The sequence below is a fragment of the Janthinobacterium sp. GW456P genome, from assembly GCF_002127655.1.
Classification (GTDB): Bacteria; Pseudomonadota; Gammaproteobacteria; order Burkholderiales; family Burkholderiaceae_D; genus Janthinobacterium.
Window position 1 is genome coordinate 281,447 of record NZ_NEHB01000002.1, and the last position, 16,727, is coordinate 298,173.

Here is a 16,727-nt window from a genome sequence, read left to right on the forward strand (position 1 = left end):
ATGCAATCGCGGCATTGGCAGAAATACCAACTAATTCAAAAGCCGGCCAACCGCCAGGCGCTGCAGCGCAGGACCGCCAGCCACCCGCGATAAGGTAAAATGACGGCCATCGTCCGGCTTGCGCCGCCCACTCCCAAGCTTTTCATTGCAGGTTCATCATGCTAGATAATCTCACCCAACGGCTTGCCAAAGTCGTCAAGACCATGCGCGGCGAGGCGCGCCTGACCGAAGCGAACACCGCCGACATGCTGCGCGAAGTGCGCCTGGCGCTGCTCGAAGCCGACGTCGCCCTGCCCGCCGTGCGCGAATTCATCGCCAAAGTCAAAGAAAAAGCCATGGGCGAGGATGTCATTTCCTCGCTGACGCCAGGCCAGGCCCTGGTGGGCGTGGTGCAGCGCGAACTGGCCGCCCTGATGGGCGCCGACCTGGGACCGGAAGCGTCGCAGATCAGCTTTGCGCAGCAGCCGCCCGCCATCATCCTGATGGCCGGTCTGCAGGGTGTGGGTAAAACCACCACCGTCGGCAAGCTGGCGAAGTACCTGAAGGAAGAAAAGAAGAAGAAAGTGCTGACCGTCTCGGCCGACGTGTACCGTCCCGCCGCAATCGCCCAGCTGCAATCGGTGACGTCCCAGGTCGGCGCCGACTTCTTCCCCTCCACCAGCACGGACAAGCCGGTCGATATCGCCCTGGCCGCGCTGGACTGGGCGAAAAAGCACTACCACGACGTGCTGATCATCGATACGGCGGGCCGCCTCGGTATCGACGAAGAGATGATGCGCGAAATCGCCGCCGTCCACGGCGCCGTGAAACCGGTCGAAACCCTGTTTGTCGTCGACGCCATGCTGGGCCAGGACGCCATCAACACGGCCAAGGCCTTCAACGATGCGCTGCCGCTGACGGGTATCGTGCTGACCAAGCTCGATGGCGATGCGCGCGGTGGTGCCGCCCTGTCCGTGCGCCACATCACGGGCAAACCGATCAAGTTTGCCGGCGTGTCGGAAAAACTCGACGGGCTGGAAGCGTTCGATCCGACCCGCATGGCCAACCGCATCCTCGGCATGGGCGACATCCTCGCGCTGGTCGAAGAAGCACGCAAGGGTGTCGACAGCAAGGCGGCGGCCGACCTGGCGCAAAAGATCAAGGTCGGCGGCAAGTTCGACATGAACGACTTCAAAGCGCAACTGGGGCAAATGAAGAAAATGGGCGGCATGGCCAACCTGATGGACAAGCTGCCGGCCCAGTTCCAGCAGGCGGCAGGCGGCAAGAACATGGATCAAGCCGACAAGCAGGTGCGCCGCATGTGCGGCATCATCGATTCGATGACGCCGCAGGAGCGCGCCAAGCCTGAACTGATCAAGGCCACGCGCAAGCGCCGCATCGCCGCCGGCGCCGGCGTGCAAGTACAGGAAGTGAACCGCATGCTGACGCAATTCGAGCAGATGCAGACGATGATGAAGAAATTGTCGGGCGGCGGCATGATGAAGATGATGCGCTCCATGAAGGGCATGATGCCTGGGATGAGGTAAGGCAGCAAAATCCGCTGCGCGGGGCGCTTTGCGGCCGGCGATGCTCAGCGCACCAGAGTGCGCTTGCGCTTCTCGGCCACAAATCATCCCCGCTCGCTGGGATTTTGCAGGCCTTCATGACGTCTCAGGAACGCTGTTTGAAAGCCAAAAAACACTGTTCCAAATAATGCCGGATTGCATTTTGATGTGTCCGGCATCACTGTTCCCGCCCTGCGCAGTCCCCCTCCCCGCATAGCCTGCAACCATGCCATTTACGGGCAAAAACGCCGTTCTGCGCTCCCAAGCGGTGCGCCCGGGCGACAGCATTGCCATTTCCCTGCTTTTTCCTCGTGAAAACGTGAAAAACACTTGCATACAAGGTAAATCCACACCAATATTAGCCGTGCGATTAATTGCGCAATTTCCCATGTGTTTGTTAAGGAGGCTCGAAGATGGCAACAGCCAAAAAAACCCCAGTAGCAGCGCCAGCCAAAGCAGCAGCAGCCAAGCCTGCAGCCGCCAAGAAAGCAGCACCCGCAGCCAAGGCAGCAGCTAAACCAGCAGCGGCGAAGAAAGCGGCAGCACCGGCAACACCACGCAAGCCAAACGCAGCATTCATGAAAGCGATGACGCCATCGAAAGACCTGGCCGCCGTTGTTGGCGCAGCACCACTGCCGCGCACGGAAGTGACCAAAAAGGTATGGGATTACATCAAAAAACTCGATCTGCAAGATCCGGCCAACCGCCGCATGATCAATGCGGACGACAAGCTGAAAGCCGTTTTCGGCGGCAAAGCCCAAGTCTCCATGTTTGAAATGACGAAACTGATCTCCGATCATTTGAAATAATCAGATACGCACAGGGCGTCCGCGCCGTGTGAGTGCCCCGCCGCATCACTGCGAGCGGGGCATTTTTTTGGGCAGCAAGCACGCCAGCAAAACTATTCTCCCCCAGCCGCCCGCACAGGCGATCCGGGCCAAGCGGGCCTGAAAAACGGCGAGGGCAAGGCGCAGCGACGAAGACAGTACGCCAGTACGGCGAGGAGCTGCAACGCCGCCATCGTTGTTTTCTCAGTCCCGCGTCTCCGGCCCGCTGTTCAAAAAAACGCAAACCCAGAAGAAAATTCCGGGGTCCGACCCAACCTCCTCACTTGAATTCCCAGTTCCGCCAAGCCGCCCTTACCGCATTCGGATACTCGGCCCGCCCGCGGCTGCCGTTATAGCGCCCCAGCGCCAGGTACAGATCGCCTTTTTCCATATCCAGGTACATACGCAGAATGGCGCAGCCATAGCGCAGATTCGTCTGCATGTGGAACAGCTTGCTGCGGTCATGGTCGCCGATGACGCCCGTCCAGAATGGCATCACCTGCATGTAGCCGCGCGCGCCGGCCAGCGAAACGGCATATTTGCGGTAGGCCGACTCCACCTGGATCAGGCCCAGCACCAGGGCCGGCTCCAGGCCCGCGCGGCGCGATTCATACCATACCGTTTCCAGGAATTCCGTGCGCGACTGGGCGTCCGGCAGCTTGCGCTGCAGGCGTTGCGACATCTGCGCCAGCCATTGCTGGTAGCGCTGCAGCTCGGCGGCAGTGGCAAATTTGGGCTGCGGCGGGCGTTCGTCGCGGATCGCGTGCGACAGGGCCAGGCGGACGGAGTCGGCCAGCGCCTCCTCCTTCTGGTTGCCGGCCTGCGCCAGGGGAGCGCAGGCCAGGCAGGCGGCCAGCGCGATCGCGCCAGCCGTTTTAGCTATTGAATAGCGCTTCACTGCGCCATTTTGCCCTGGATGAAAGCGACGATCTCGTCCGGTGCAACGCCGGTCGCTTCCGTATCGCGGCGGCCCTGGTATTCCAGCTTGCCTTCTTTCAGGCCGCGCTCGCCGATGACGATGCGGTGCGGCACGCCAATCAGTTCCCAGTCGGCAAACATGGCGCCTGGACGCAAGCCGCGGTCATCGACGATGACATCGACGCCGGCGCCTTGCAGGGCCGCGTACAGCTTCTCCGTCTCTTCCTTGACCAGTTCGCTGCGATCCATGCCCATCGGGCACAGCACGACTTCGAACGGCGCGATCGAGGCGGGCCAGATGATGCCCTTGTCGTCGAAGTTCTGTTCGATGGCGGCGCCCAGGATGCGCGTCACGCCGATGCCATAACACCCCATCTGCAGCGGCGCAGGCTTGCCGTTTTCATCGAGGAAGGTGGCTTTCATGCTTTCCGAGTACGCCGTGCCCAGCTGGAACACGTGGCCCACTTCGATGCCTCGCTCGATGGCGAGCGTGCCCTGGCCGTCCGGCGACGCGTCGCCGGCGACAACATTGCGCAAGTCGGCCACGATGGCAGGCTCGGCCATGTCACGGCCCCAGTTGGCGCCCGTGTAGTGGAAGCCGGCCTCATTCGCGCCGCAGACGAAGTCGCTCATGTGGGCGACCGTGCGGTCCGCCACGACGGTGACGGGGGCCTGCGTGCCGATCGGGCCCAGGTAGCCAGGGATGGTGCCGTAGACTTCCAGGATTTCCGCTTCCGTCGAGAAACGGTGACCGGCCAGGCCGGCAACCTTGCCCACCTTGATCTCGTTCAGTTCATGGTCGCCGCGCAACAGCAGCATGAAATGCTGTTTCGTGACCTTCTCGTCCTTGCCCGTCGTTTCCACCGTCAGGGCGATGGTTTTCACGGTGCGCGACAGCTCGATACCCAGCAGGGTGGCCACGGTTTCGCACTTGACGGTGTCCGGCGTGGCCGTTTTGGTCAGTGCCTGGGTGGCGGCCGGGCGCTCGCCCGCTGGCGGCAGCGCTTCGGCCGCTTCCATGTTGGCCGCGTAATCGGAGGTCGGGCAGTACACGAGCGCGTCCTCGCCCGTGTGGGCGATGACGTGGAATTCGTGCGAGCCGGAACCGCCGATGGCGCCGTTATCGGCCGCCACGGCGCGGAATTGCAGGCCGAAACGCGTGAAGATGCGCGTGTAGGCGTCGAACATGACTTTATACGACGCTTGCATGCCGGCCAGGTCGCGGTCGAACGAATACGCGTCCTTCATGGTGAATTCGCGGCCGCGCATCAGGCCGAAGCGTGGACGGCGCTCGTCGCGGAACTTGGTCTGGATGTGATAGAAGTTCAACGGCAGCTGGCGGTAGGACTTGATTTCCGTGCGCACGACGTCGGTGATGACTTCTTCCGATGTCGGCTGGATCGCGTATTCGCGGCCGTGGCGGTCTTTCACGCGCATCAGTTCGTCGCCCATCTTGGTCCAGCGGCCCGTTTCCTGCCACAGTTCGGCCGGCTGCACGAGCGGCATCAGCAGTTCGATGGCGGCGGCTTTGTTCATCTCGTCACGGATGATGGCTTCCACCTTGCGGATCACGCGCAAGCCCATCGGCATGTAGGTATAGATGCCGGAACCAAGGCGTTTGATCATGCCTGCACGCATCATCAATTGGTGGCTGACGATTTCCGCGTCAGAAGGTGCATCTTTAAGTGTGGAAATAAAAAAACGGGAGGCGCGCATAACGGTGAATTCTTTTTAAAAAGAGAGGGTTATAATCAACCTAATTTTAAAGGATTAGCTGGCTGATGCGTCCATACTTTACACAAATGCGCTCAATTGGTGCGATTCCGGCGCTTTTCGCACCCCGAAAAGGTCACCGGCTTGCGAAGTTGTGGGTAATTATGTAAAAAAGGACGCACTGTCGCAGAAAGTTTGAGGTGCATTATGCTCGACCGTGAAGGGTTTCGGCCCAACGTCGGCATCATCCTGCTAAACGCCCAGAACGAGGTGTGGTGGGGCAAGCGGGTGCGCGAGCACTCATGGCAGTTTCCGCAAGGCGGTATCAAATATGGCGAAACACCGGAACAAGCCATGTTTCGCGAACTTGAAGAGGAAATCGGACTCAGACAGGAACACGTCAAAATTGTCGGCCGCACCCGCGACTGGCTGCGCTATGAAGTGCCAGACCACTTCATCAAGCGCGAGATTCGCGGCCATTACCGTGGCCAGAAGCAGATTTGGTTTCTGCTGAGAATGTGCGCGCGCGATAACGACGTCAATCTGCGCCTGACCGACCATCCCGAGTTCGACGCCTGGCGCTGGCATGAATACTGGGTCCCGCTCGATGTCGTCATTGAATTTAAACGCGATGTGTACCAGCGCGCCTTGCAGGAGCTGTCCCGCTTCCTGACCTGGCCCGTGCATGGCAACGCACAGCAAGCGCACCGCCACACGTCGCGCTACCTGCGCCAGCCCCATGCGCCACGGGCACAGGATGGCGCGGCACCGGCCAAGCCTTGCGACGGCATCGCCGCCGAAGGGTGCACGCCGGAGCTGATTCTGCCGGGCAAGGAGTAGTCCGCCGCAATGAACGCACGCTCCCACGCAAAAGGGGCAGCCTGAACAGGCTGCCCCTTTTTTCATGCCAGCAGGAACACCCTGCCGTACCGGTAATGCCGTTCAGATAGCGCCCCTACGCGACCAGTAGAGCTGAAAAACGGATTAAAGCTCCAGTCGCCCGCACAGGTGTACCGGGCCAAGCGAGCGTCGCCGGCCCGCCATTTTTACGTTCTTACGCCTGACGCCTTGGCCCTTAAATGCGTCGGACAGCTTAACTGAACGGCATTGCTGCCGTACCGGCCAATTTAGTTGGCCGCAGGCGCCGCTGGCACGTCCAGCGTAATGGCCTTCAAGCCCAGGATATCGCTGCTGTAGTGACGGATCTTGTTGGCCAGGGCCGGGTCATCGTTCAGCTTTTGACCGTACGACGGCACCATTTCCACCATCTTCGCTTGCCATTCCGGCGTAGCCAGGCGGCTCTTGAAGGCCGTTTGCAGCACCTTGATCATGATCGGCGGCGCGGTCGAGGCGCCAGGCGAGGCACCCAGCAGGGCAACGATGCTGCCATCGGCGGCGCCGACGACTTCCGTGCCGAACTGCAGCAAGCCGCCTTTGACAGGGTCATCCTTGACGATCTGCACGCGCTGGCCCGCGTTTTGCAAGGTCCAGTCTTCCATCTTGGCGTTCGGCAAGTATTCGCGCAGGGTTTTCAGGCGGTCTTCCGGCGAGTTCATCACTTGCTCGACCAGGTACTTGGTCAGCGGAATATTGTCGTAGCCGGCTTGCAGCATCGGTTTGACGTTGCCCGTGCCGATCGAGGCCGGCAGGTCGATCCACGAACCGTTTTTCAGGAACTTGGTCGAGAAGGTGGCGAACGGGCCAAACAGCAGGGCTTTCTTGCCATCGATGATGCGCGTATCGAGATGCGGCACGGACATCGGCGGCGAACCGACGGACGCCTTGCCGTACACCTTGGCCGCATGCGCCGCCACCAGCGCTGGATTGGTGGTCACCAGCCATTGGCCGCCCACCGGCACGCCGCCGTAGCCCTTGGCTTCAGGAATGCCCGATTTTTCCAGCAACGGCAGCGAACCGCCACCGGCGCCGATGAAGACGAACTTGGCGCGCACGGTCTTTTCCTTGCCGGCGCCCAGGTCTTTCACCGTCACGTTCCACACGCCATCGGCGCCGCGCTGGATGTCTTCCACCTGGTGGCGCAGGTGCAGCACCATGCCGTGATTGTCCGTCAGGTACTTCACCAGGCCGCGCGTGAGGTTGCCGAAATTGACGTCGGTACCGATGTCCATGCGCGTCGCGGCTACTTTCTGCCCCTTGTCGCGTCCCTGCATGATGAGCGGCGCCCATTGTTCGATCTGCGCCTGATCTTCCGAGTACAGCATGCCCTTGAACAGGTTTTCCTTTTGCAGCGCGGCATAGCGCTTCTTCAAAAAGGCGATATTGTCGTCGCCCCAGACAAAAGCCATGTGCGGCACGTTGTTGATGAAGGTTTGCGGCGCACCCAGGTGCTTGTTGGCGACCTGATAAGCCCAGAATTGCTTGGAAATTTCGAATTGCTCGTTGATGGCAACGGCTTTCTTGGTCTCGATGCTGCCGTCGGCCGCTTCCGGCGTGTAGTTGAGTTCGGCAAATGCCGAGTGGCCCGTGCCTGCGTTGTTCATCGCATCCGAGCTTTCGGCGGCCACGGAATCGAGGCGCTCGACCATTTCCATCGTCAGCGAGGGATCGAGTTCCTTGAGCATGCTGCCCAGGGTGGCGCTCATGGTGCCGGCGCCGATCAGCAGCACGTCGACCGGTTTTTCGGACGAGGCCGGAGGGGTCTTGTTACATGCCGCCAGGATCAGGCACGACATCAAAAGTAATAGCGATTTACGCATACGTAACTCCGTTTATGAATACTGAAGGATGATTCTTGCGCGCCACCGTGGCGGCACCATCGCCGTGTTGAATGAAAAACAGCCAGCCATCCGGAACGCCAGGGCGGCCGGACAGGTCAAGGTCGATGGTGATAGGCATGCTGCCGCGCTCCGGGATAAGCCAGGAGCAAGATCTGGTGGCAAAGGTGCGGGCAATGGAAGCAAGCAATGGCAACAAAATCGCCATCGTGTCCAGTGCAAATATCAAGAGCGGCGATTTTATCACCGTTATTTGGCGCCGCCGGGCCGTGGCGGTAGTGGATAATACTTACTGCAGGGTATTAAATTGCGGTGACTAGCGGGTCACGAAAGCGGACGCCGGACGGCAAAAAGGGCATCCCCGATGCCCTTCGCTGATGTACGCGGTACAATGCCGGCTGCCCCTTAGCCACAGTCCTACAGCCATGTTCAACCCCTCTTCCGACGACGTGCGCCGCTTCTTTTGCGACACCTTGCGCAAGCACCGCGCCCATGAAATCCTCACGCCGATGGAAGCCATCGCGCTCGACTGGATCCTCGAACATCCCGAGTATGAAAACGAGCTCTCCGATGTCGAAGCGGCGCTGGCGCGCGATTACTCCGTCGAAGGGGGCCAGGCCAATCCCTTCCTGCACCTGTCCATGCATCTGTCGATCACGGAGCAGGTGCAGGTGGACCAGCCGCGCGGCATCCGCCCGGCCGTCCAGCAGCTGACCCAGCGCCTCGATTCGGCCCATGCGGCCCAGCACGAAGTGATGGAATGCCTGGGCCAGATGATCTGGGCTTCGCAGCGCTCGGGCTTGCCGCCCGACACGGATGCCTATATCGACTGCGTGCGCCGCCGCTAGGAACACCTGTCAAAACCTACTGCGCGTCGCGCTTTGCGGCCTGCGATGCTCACCGTACTAGTGTACGGTTGCGCTTCTTAGCCACAAATCGCTGCCGCTCGCTACGGTTTTTCCAGGTGTTACGCCAGTACTACCTCACATCGGCTTGACTGCCTCCTTCATACGCTGAGGCAATACCTGTGCCGGCCCTCTTCCCATCAATCCCAGCACCACCTGCAATGCCATGGCGACGGCGCCGACGATGAAGACCACGTCGCCGAAGGTGCGTATCCAGCGCAGGTTCTGCAGCAGCGGTTGCTGCATGAAGCCTTCGCTGCGGGCAAACCACAGGCCTTCCGTGACGCTGGCGTGGAACTGGATGATGCCAATCGGCAGCAAGCTGGTAAAGATCATCAGCGCCAGCCCCCCGTTCAAGCCCCAGAACGCCGTCTTCATCAGCGCAGGGCTGAAGCGGTAGTCGGGCCGCAGATAACGCAGTACCAGCAAGGTAAAGCCCAACGCCAGGAAACCGTACACGCCAAACAGCGCCGCATGCGCATGCACGGGAGTCGTGTTCAAGCCCTGGATGTAGTACAAGGCCACAGGCGGATTGATCATGAAGCCCAGCACACCCGCGCCCAGCATGTTCCAGAAGGCGACGGCGACAAAGCACATCAGCGGCCAGCGCAGGTTTTCCATCCACGGCGCGCGCTCCTTCAGGCGCCAGTTTTCCCACGCTTCGTGGCCCAGCACGATCAGCGGCACCACTTCCAGCGCGCTGAAGCTAGCGCCGATGGCCATCACAGGCGTGGTGGTGCCGGCAAAGTACAGGTGGTGGAAGGTGCCGGGTATGCCGCCCAGCATGAACAGCGAGGCCGAGGCCAGGCTGGCCGTCGTGGCCATGCGCACCGACACCAGGCCCAGGGTCGAGAAGATGAAGGCCAGCGCCGTCGTGGCGAACACTTCAAAGAAACCCTCCACCCACAGGTGCACCACCCACCAGCGCCAGTATTCCATCACCGACAGGTGCGTGCGTTCGCCGTAGAACAGGCCGGCACCGTAGAACAGGCCGATGGCGCCCACGGATGCCGTCAGCAGCGCCAGCAGATTCCTGTCGCCGCCCGGCTGGCGCAGGGCCGGCACGACGCCGCGCAGCATCAACACCAGCCACAGCAGGATACCGACGAATTTGCCGATTTGCCACAAGCGTCCCAGGTCCACGTATTCATAGCCCTGGTGGCCGAGCCAGAAATTCCACTCGGGCGGCATGATTTGCGCGATGGCCAGGTAGTTGCCGATGAAGGAGCCGACGACCACCAGCACCAGCGCCCAGAACAGCACGTCGACGCCCAGGCGCTGCCACTTCGGATCCTTGCCGCCATTGATCAGGGGCGCGAGGAACAGGCCGGCGGCCAGGAAGCCCGTGGCGATCCAGAACAGCGCCGCCTGGATGTGCCAGGTGCGCGTGAGCGCATACGGGAACCAGCGCGACACGTCGATGCCGTAGAACTGCTGCCCCTCCACCGTGTAGTGCGCCGTAAAGCCGCCGATGAAGACCTGGAAGATGAACAGCGCCACCACCAGGAACAGGTATTTGCCCAGTCCCCGCTGCGAAGACGTCAGCGCGAAAGTGGTGAGCGGATCGCGCGGGCCGGCGGCCGGCAGCGCTTCGTCGTGGTCACGCAGGAAGGCCCAGCCCCACACAAGGAAGCCCACGCCGGCCAGCAGCACCACCACGCTGGCGACCGACCAGACGAGGTTTTCGCCGCTGGGCTGGTTGCCGATCAGCGGTTCGTGCGGCCAGTTGTTCGTGTAGGTCACTTTCTGGCCTGGACGCTCGGTGGCGGCAGCCCACGCCGTCCAGAAGAAGAACTGCGTCATCTGCGCGCGCCGCGCGGCACTGGGCAGGGTGTTTTCCTTCATGGCGAAGTGTTCGCGGCTGGCATGCAGCGCCGGTGCGTCGGAGAACAGCTGGTCGTAATAGTGCGCCGTGTTGGCGATGGCTTGCACGCGGCGCGCCGACAGATGCAGCACTTGCGCGTCATCGGTCCGGTTGCCGCGGTATTCCAGCCTGAGCGCTTCGCGCAGCGCCGCCTGCGCGGGGCCGTCGAGCGCCGCGTAGGCCTTGCCGTGCAGTTCTTGCGCGGCCAGTTCCAGCCAGGCCGTCAGTTCGCGGTGCAGCCAGTCGGCCGTCCAGTCGGGCGCCTGGTAGGCGCCGTGGCCCCAGATGGAGCCAAGCTGCATGCCGCCCACCGATTGCCAGGCCGTCTGGCCGTCGAGGATGCCCTCGCGGTCGAACAGCTGCCGGCCGTCCTGCGCCAGCACTTGCGCGGGAATCGGCGGCGCCTGGCGGTACACTTCCGTGCCGTAGTAGCCGAGCAGCGAAAACGTCACGATCAGCACACCGATCAGGGTGAACCAGAGTTTTTTGTAGGGACCCATCGGTCTTTCCTTTGTCAGTGCACCACGGCCGGCGCAAAGCGCTCGAACAGGATATTGTTTTCAGTATGGATGTGCGCCATCAGGTCTTCGCGGAAGGTGCGCAAGCCCGTGTACAGCGCGCGCCAGGTGGTGCAGGCGCCGCCAGGTGCGGTGATATCGTTCGTCATCGCCTCCATCGCGCGCAAGGCCACGCCATGGTCGTCGTGCTCCATGCGCATCACGTTGATCGGCGCGCCGGCCCGGGGGCCCTGGCCGCGCACGATCATCGGGAACAGCACGTCTTCCTCCTTGCGCATGTGGCTTTCCAGCTCCTGCGCCATGGCCGACAGGTGTTCCGCCAGCCCGTGCGGACAGTCGGTGCGGTCGCCATGCACCTGCTCGACCTTGCGCGCCAGGCGTATCAGCTCGGGCAGCTGCTCGCGGTGCACGGCGTGGTAGCGGGCCAGGATGTGCTCCACCAGTTCCGGCGCGCCAGCATCCTGCCAGTCACGCTCGCCGCTGGTGTCCGCGCGTCCTGCCAGTACTTGCAGTTCCTTGACGATGGGGGCAGCGTCCACGCCGGCCGCTTCGGCCGCCGCGCGCAGGGTCTTGTTGCCGCCGCAGCAGAAATCCAGGCGGTGCGCATCGAACAGGCGCGTCGCGCCAGGGATGCGGCGGGCCAGCTGGCCCAGGGATTGGTCGATCATTTCCATAACAGTTCCTTGAGGATGAATAGGTAGATTTATTGCACGGCGCCCGCGTGATACACGCCCGGCACGGGGTCGCCCGTCACTTCCAGCACGCCCACGGCGCCCTTGCCGGCGCGCGACAGCGCATGGTCGACCAGCAGATAGCTGCCGGGGTGCTGGACCTTGAGTTCGACGATGGTCGCGCCGCCCGGTGCGACGAGCGTGGTTTGCACGTCGTGTTTCGGGCTGCTGATCGAGCCTTCGCTGTACACCTTGTCGAAGATCTCGCCGATGATGTGGAACGATGAAATCTTGTTCGGGCCGCCGACGCCGAAATAGATGCGCACGGTCTCGCCGACTTTGGCCTGCAATTTGTGCGTCTTGCTCAGGGCGCCCACTTCGCCGTTGAAGACGTAGTAGTCGGGCAGCTCATTGGCCATTTTTTCCAGGTTCGGCTCCTGGTGCACGGGTGCGCCGTGCGGACGGCCCGTGTACATCTCGCCCTGCATCACGTAATACTCGCGGTCGACTTTTGACAGACCGCCTTCCGGCTCGACCAGGATCATGCCGTACATGCCGGCCGCGATATGCTGCGGCACCAGCGGCGTGGCGCAGTGGTAGACGAACAGGCCCGGATTGAGCGCCTTGAAAGTCACCGTCTTTTCCTGCCCCGGCGCCACCTGCGTATGCTGTCCGCCGCCATGGCCGCCCGTCACCGCGTGCAGGTCGATCGAGTGGATCATCTTGCTGTCCCTGGCGTTGAACAGGGTCAGCTCGACCGTGTCGCCCACCTTAGCGCGCAGCATCGGGCCAGGCACTTGCCGGTTGAAGGTCCAGTAGGTAAAACTGGTGCCGTCATCGAGCTTGCCCGGCAGTTCCACCGTCTCCATGCGGTATTTCAGGGTTTGCGGCGCGCGCGCGGCGATGGCGGCCGGCACCGAGGCAGGATTGGCGGCCACGCTGACGGCCGATGGATCGGGGCCGCGCATCGGCGACGGCGCGGGCGTGTACAGTGCCAGCGCGGCGGCCTGGCCCGATTCGCTGGCAGCGCCGGCGGCGGCGGCCTTCGGCGCACCGGCTTCGGCCAGCGAGGTGCCGGCGACTTCCAGCTTGCCTTCCATGCCGATCTGCCGGTGGCCGGGAATCGAGCAGTAATAGGTGAAGGTGCCGGCGCGCGTGACCTTGAAGCGCACGCTGGTGCTGCCGCTATTGGCGCTGAACTTGCTTGATGCCACGTTCAGCTCCGGGATCAGCAGGTCGTGTTCGGCGCCTTCGCCGCTTTTCAGCACGAGTTCGACCGTGTCGCCCACGTTCGCCGCCAGCACGGGGTTGACTTGCCCCTTGGCGTCGACGAACACCATCTTGCCGTCGACGATATTCGTTTGCAGCTCATAGCGCTTGAGCGTGGGGACAGGTTTGGCGGCGGATTTGGCGGCAGTGGCGGCGGCGCTGGCCGGCAGGCTCGCCTGCGCTTGCACGGACAGGGGCATGGCCAGGACGCAAACGGCGGCGGCAATGGCGCGGAGGGAGGGAGTCGTTTTCATCAAGCTTTCCTTGGTCTTGTATGCCGGTTCGGCACTCTTACCAAGGCAAACCGCGTGCCAGGAAAAACTTGTTTTAAATCAACGATTTGAAAAATGTAGGGTCGATATGACCCTTTTGCAGTACGGTCCGTTGTACCCTACATGGTAATTATGACCACCACCGCCATCCACCTGCTGCTGCTCACCGACCTGGTCGCCGACCTGCCCGTTGCCGTGCGCCTGCAGCGCCTGGTCGGCAGCCTGCGCGCGCACTTCGGCTGCGAAGCCGTGGCCTTGCTGAAACTCGATGGCGAGCACCTGCTTCCCGTGGCGATGGCCGGCCTGGCCAGCGATGCGCTGGGGCGGCGCTTCGCCGTCGCCGACCATCCGCGCCTGGCCGCCATCCTGCAGCGGCGCGGCGTGCTGTGCTTCCATCACGACAGCTCCCTGCCCGATCCCTACGATGGCCTGATCGCCGAGCGGGCCGGCGAGCCGCTGCCCGTGCACGACTGCATGGGCATGGCGCTCGACCTGGAAGGCGAGCGCTGGGGCGTGATCACGCTCGACGCGCTGCGGGTGGGCACTTTTGACGGGCAAGCGCAGCGCGACCTGGGCGAACTGGCTTGTGCCATCGAGGCGGCCGTGCGCGTGACCCGGCTGGAAACGGAAATCCGCGCCCTGCGCCTGTCGGGCGGCGCCATGCTGGCCGATGCGCAGGCGCCGCGCGAGGAACACGACTTCGTCGGCCAGAGCGGCGCCATCACGCAGCTGCTGCACGAGCTGCAGGTGGTGGCCGATTCCGAACTGCCGGTGTTGCTGCTGGGCGAGACGGGCGTGGGCAAGGAATTGTGCGCGCACCGCCTGCACCGGCTGTCGCGCCGCGCGGGCAAGCCATTGATCCACGTCAATTGCGCGGCCTTGCCCGAATCGCTGGCCGAGAGCGAATTGTTCGGCCATGTGCGCGGCGCGTTTTCCGGCGCCGTCAGCGACCGGCCGGGGCGTTTCGAGGCGGCCGAAGGGGGCACCCTGTTCCTCGACGAAGTGGGGGAATTGCCGCTGTCCATACAGGCCAAGCTGCTGCGCACCTTGCAAAATGGCGAAATCCAGCGCCTGGGCGCGGACCGGCCGCGCAGGGTCAACGTGCGCGTGATCGCAGCCACCAACCGCAGCCTGCGCGAACATGTGCGCGACGGCTCGTTCCGCGCCGACCTGTACCACCGCTTATCCGTGTATCCGGTGCCGATTCCGCCGCTGCGCGAGCGGGGCAATGACGTGCTGCTGCTGGCCGGCGGCTTCCTGGAACTGAACCGCGCGCGCCTGGGCTTGCGCAGCCTGCGCCTGTCGGCCGCGGCGGAAAACGCGCTGTGCCACTACCGCTGGCCGGGCAATGTGCGCGAACTCGAACATGTGATCAGCCGGGCCGCGCTGAAAGCGGTGATCCGCGGCGCCGACCGCAAGGATATCGTCACGCTGGAAACGGATATGCTCGACCTCGATGCGCTGGAAGCGCCGGCCGGCGCGGACGCGCCGGCACCGGCCGCCTGCGGCATGCCGGCGGCGGCGCCGCTGTCCATGCATCAGATCGTGGAAGCGAGCCAGCGCCAGGCCATCCGGCAAGCGCTGGCCCAGCATCAGGATAACTGGGCCGCCGCCGCGCGCCACTTGGGGCTGGACGCCAGCAATCTGCACAAGCTGGCGCGCCGGGTGGGACTGAAAGCCTGAGCCGGGCTAAAGCTCAGCGGTGGGTTACCAAGGTGGTCGGCAAGCTGTGCAGGTAGGCGGCCAGGTCCTTGATGTCCTGGTTGCTCAGCGGTTTCACCTGGCCCGTCATGATGGCGTTGTTGCGGCCGTTGGCCTTGTCGCCCCGTTTATAAGCGGTCAGCGCGTGTTCCAGGTAATCCCTGTGCTGGCCCGCCAGTTTCGGGTAGGACGGGTCGATGGGCGAACCGTAATCCTTGCCGTGGCAGGTGGCGCAGCTGTATTTTTCGGCCAGGGCCTTGCCCGTGTTGATATTGCCGGCGGCGCTGGCGGACAGCGAAACGGTGGCGCAAACGAGGGCGGCGAGTAGTGTTTTCATCATCTGGCTGGTCCTCAGTTCGGCTTGGCTTGTTGCGCATAATACGCGGCGACATCGGCGATATCCTGGTCCGACAGGCTGCTGGCGATGCCCTTCATGCTGGGGTGCTTGCGGTCGCCCTTCTTGTAGGCTTGCAGGGCGTTCTCGATATATTTTGCCGGCTGGCCGCCGATCATCGGCACCTGGAACACTTCCGGGAAGGTTGCCTTGTAACCGGGGATGCCGTGGCAGCCGATACACATTTCCACCTTGGCAGGGGCTGCCTTGGCGTTTCCTACAATGTCAGCCGCTGTGACGGCATTTGCTATGCCGGCAAGCACGAGAAGTGCAAATATTTTTTTCATAGTGGCAAAGTGAACAGAGGTAATCGGAGAAACGCCAGAGCTGGTTTTTTTTGATTTTATGTGTTGACAATTAAGGTTGACAATTAATCTGCTGTTGCCGATTCTAGCCAAGATATTCTTGCAAGTCCACCTATAAAACCCGCATTGTAGGCAGGCGGGCACAGGCCGTCGGCGTGGCAGTGCGCCACAGTTCTGTTTATACTCACCATTTCCCTACTTTGGCAGACCGCTCATGCAAGCACAGCACACCCAGCAAGGCCAACGCTTCGAAGGTTCCGACAGCTATGTCGCCACCGCCGACCTGAAACTGGCCGTGAATGCGGCGCTGACACTGCAACGCCCGCTGCTGATCAAGGGCGAGCCGGGCACGGGCAAGACCATGCTGGCCGAGGAGGTCGCCGCCGCGCTGAACATGCCGCTGATGCAATGGCATATCAAATCGACCACCAAGGCACAGCAGGGCCTGTACGAATATGACGCCGTCTCGCGCCTGCGCGATTCGCAGCTGGGCGACGAACGCGTGCGCGACATCCAGAACTACATCGTCAAGGGCGTGCTGTGGCAGGCGTTCACGGCGCCCGAGCCGGTGGTGCTCTTGATCGATGAAATCGACAAGGCCGACATCGAATTCCCGAACGACCTGCTGCGCGAACTGGACCGCATGGAATTCTATGTGTACGAGACGCGCGAAATGGTCACGGCGCGCCACCGTCCGCTCGTCATCATCACCTCGAACAACGAGAAGGAATTGCCGGACGCCTTTTTGCGCCGCTGCTTCTTCCACTACATCAAGTTCCCGGACAAGGATACGATGGAGCAGATCGTCGCCGTCCACTACCCGCACCTGAAACAGGAATTGCTGGCGCAGGCGCTGCAGACCTTCTATGAAGTGCGCGACGTGCCGGGCCTGAAGAAGAAGCCGTCGACGTCGGAATTCCTCGACTGGCTCAAGCTCCTGCTGGCCGAGGACATCCCGCCTGACGCGCTGCGCAGCAAGGACAGCAAGGCCGTCGTGCCGCCGCTGCATGGCGCGCTGCTGAAAAACGAGCAGGACGTGCACCTGTTCGAGCGCCTGATGTTCATGTCGCGCACCAACCGCTAAGGAGCGC

The 16,727-nt window shown here is 62.6% G+C and carries 16 protein-coding genes; 7 read left to right on the forward strand and 9 right to left on the reverse strand.

All coding sequences use genetic code 11. From position 1 onward, the window contains the following. The first annotated feature begins 158 nt into the window (after positions 1-158). On the forward strand, positions 159-1,526 hold the full coding sequence (ffh, locus tag CBW66_RS03680) for a signal recognition particle protein (protein ID WP_086137088.1): 1,368 nt from the start codon (positions 159-161) through the stop codon (positions 1,524-1,526). 431 nt (positions 1,527-1,957) lie between these two features. Then, positions 1,958-2,353, forward strand: a complete 396-nt coding sequence (locus CBW66_RS03685) for an SWIB/MDM2 domain-containing protein (protein ID WP_071650146.1) — start codon at positions 1,958-1,960, stop codon at positions 2,351-2,353. 298 nt (positions 2,354-2,651) lie between these two features. On the opposite strand, the gene CBW66_RS03690 is transcribed toward CBW66_RS03685, so the two are convergent. Next, positions 2,652-3,254, reverse strand: a complete 603-nt coding sequence (locus CBW66_RS03690) for a lytic transglycosylase domain-containing protein (RefSeq protein WP_230492109.1) — start codon at positions 3,252-3,254, stop codon at positions 2,652-2,654. A gap of 11 nt (positions 3,255-3,265) precedes the next feature. Then, the gene (locus CBW66_RS03695) at positions 3,266-5,005 is read right to left on the reverse strand and encodes a proline--tRNA ligase (protein WP_086137090.1); all 1,740 of its coding nucleotides are present in this window, start codon (positions 5,003-5,005) and stop codon (positions 3,266-3,268) included. A 204-nt stretch (positions 5,006-5,209) separates the two neighbouring features. On the opposite strand from CBW66_RS03695, the gene CBW66_RS03700 reads away from it, so the two are divergent. Next, positions 5,210-5,842: an RNA pyrophosphohydrolase gene (locus tag CBW66_RS03700; protein WP_086137091.1), complete on the forward strand. Its 633-nt coding sequence runs from the start codon at positions 5,210-5,212 to the stop codon at positions 5,840-5,842. Positions 5,843-6,129: 287 nt separating this feature from the next. Here the strand turns inward: CBW66_RS03700 and mqo are convergent, their stop codons facing one another. Both mqo and CBW66_RS28890 read right to left on the reverse strand, forming a co-directional pair. Further along, positions 6,130-7,719, reverse strand: coding sequence for a malate dehydrogenase (quinone) (gene mqo, locus CBW66_RS03705; RefSeq protein WP_230492101.1), 1,590 nt, complete (start codon positions 7,717-7,719; stop codon positions 6,130-6,132). Beyond that, complete coding sequence (locus CBW66_RS28890; RefSeq protein ID WP_170932834.1) at positions 7,712-7,858, reverse strand: hypothetical protein; 147 nt, start codon at positions 7,856-7,858, stop codon at positions 7,712-7,714. The genes mqo and CBW66_RS28890 overlap by 8 nt, the downstream gene beginning before the upstream one ends. On the opposite strand from CBW66_RS28890, the gene CBW66_RS03710 reads away from it, so the two are divergent. Both CBW66_RS03710 and CBW66_RS03715 read left to right on the forward strand, forming a co-directional pair. Next, positions 7,857-8,057: a hypothetical protein gene (locus tag CBW66_RS03710; RefSeq protein WP_139841569.1), complete on the forward strand. Its 201-nt coding sequence runs from the start codon at positions 7,857-7,859 to the stop codon at positions 8,055-8,057. The two genes, CBW66_RS28890 and CBW66_RS03710, sit on opposite strands and share 2 nt — an antisense overlap. Positions 8,058-8,162: 105 nt before the next feature. Beyond that, on the forward strand, positions 8,163-8,585 hold the full coding sequence (locus CBW66_RS03715; protein ID WP_070218599.1) for a DUF1841 family protein: 423 nt from the start codon (positions 8,163-8,165) through the stop codon (positions 8,583-8,585). Between the two features lie 135 nt (positions 8,586-8,720). Here CBW66_RS03715 and CBW66_RS03720 read toward each other — a convergent pair whose 3' ends face one another. Genes CBW66_RS03720 through nirK form a run of 3 tightly spaced genes read right to left on the reverse strand, consistent with a single transcriptional unit; the run spans position 8,721 to position 13,218 of the window. Next, positions 8,721-11,006: a nitric-oxide reductase large subunit gene (locus CBW66_RS03720; RefSeq protein ID WP_086137094.1), complete on the reverse strand. Its 2,286-nt coding sequence runs from the start codon at positions 11,004-11,006 to the stop codon at positions 8,721-8,723. Between the two features lie 14 nt (positions 11,007-11,020). Then, positions 11,021-11,698 carry an iron-sulfur cluster repair protein YtfE gene (ytfE, locus tag CBW66_RS03725; protein WP_086137095.1) on the reverse strand — a complete coding sequence of 226 codons (678 nt, stop codon included), beginning with the start codon at positions 11,696-11,698 and terminating at the stop codon, positions 11,021-11,023. 29 nt (positions 11,699-11,727) lie between these two features. After that, positions 11,728-13,218, reverse strand: a complete 1,491-nt coding sequence (gene nirK / locus CBW66_RS03730; RefSeq protein ID WP_086137096.1) for a copper-containing nitrite reductase — start codon at positions 13,216-13,218, stop codon at positions 11,728-11,730. Between the two features lie 150 nt (positions 13,219-13,368). Between nirK and norR the strand changes: the two genes are divergently transcribed. Beyond that, positions 13,369-14,919 (forward strand): nitric oxide reductase transcriptional regulator NorR, encoded by a 1,551-nt coding sequence (norR, locus tag CBW66_RS03735; RefSeq protein WP_086137097.1) that lies wholly within the window; start codon positions 13,369-13,371, stop codon positions 14,917-14,919. A gap of 13 nt (positions 14,920-14,932) precedes the next feature. On the opposite strand, the gene CBW66_RS03740 is transcribed toward norR, so the two are convergent. Further along, complete coding sequence (locus CBW66_RS03740) at positions 14,933-15,274, reverse strand: cytochrome c (RefSeq protein ID WP_086137225.1); 342 nt, start codon at positions 15,272-15,274, stop codon at positions 14,933-14,935. Positions 15,275-15,288: 14 nt separating this feature from the next. Beyond that, a complete protein-coding gene (locus CBW66_RS03745; protein WP_046684254.1) occupies positions 15,289-15,618 on the reverse strand; it encodes a cytochrome c in 330 nt (109 codons plus the stop codon). Positions 15,619-15,850: 232 nt separating this feature from the next. Between CBW66_RS03745 and CBW66_RS03750 the strand changes: the two genes are divergently transcribed. After that, entirely contained in the window at positions 15,851-16,720 is an 870-nt protein-coding gene (locus CBW66_RS03750; protein ID WP_086137098.1) for a MoxR family ATPase, read from the forward strand. Positions 16,721-16,727: the final 7 nt, after the last annotated feature.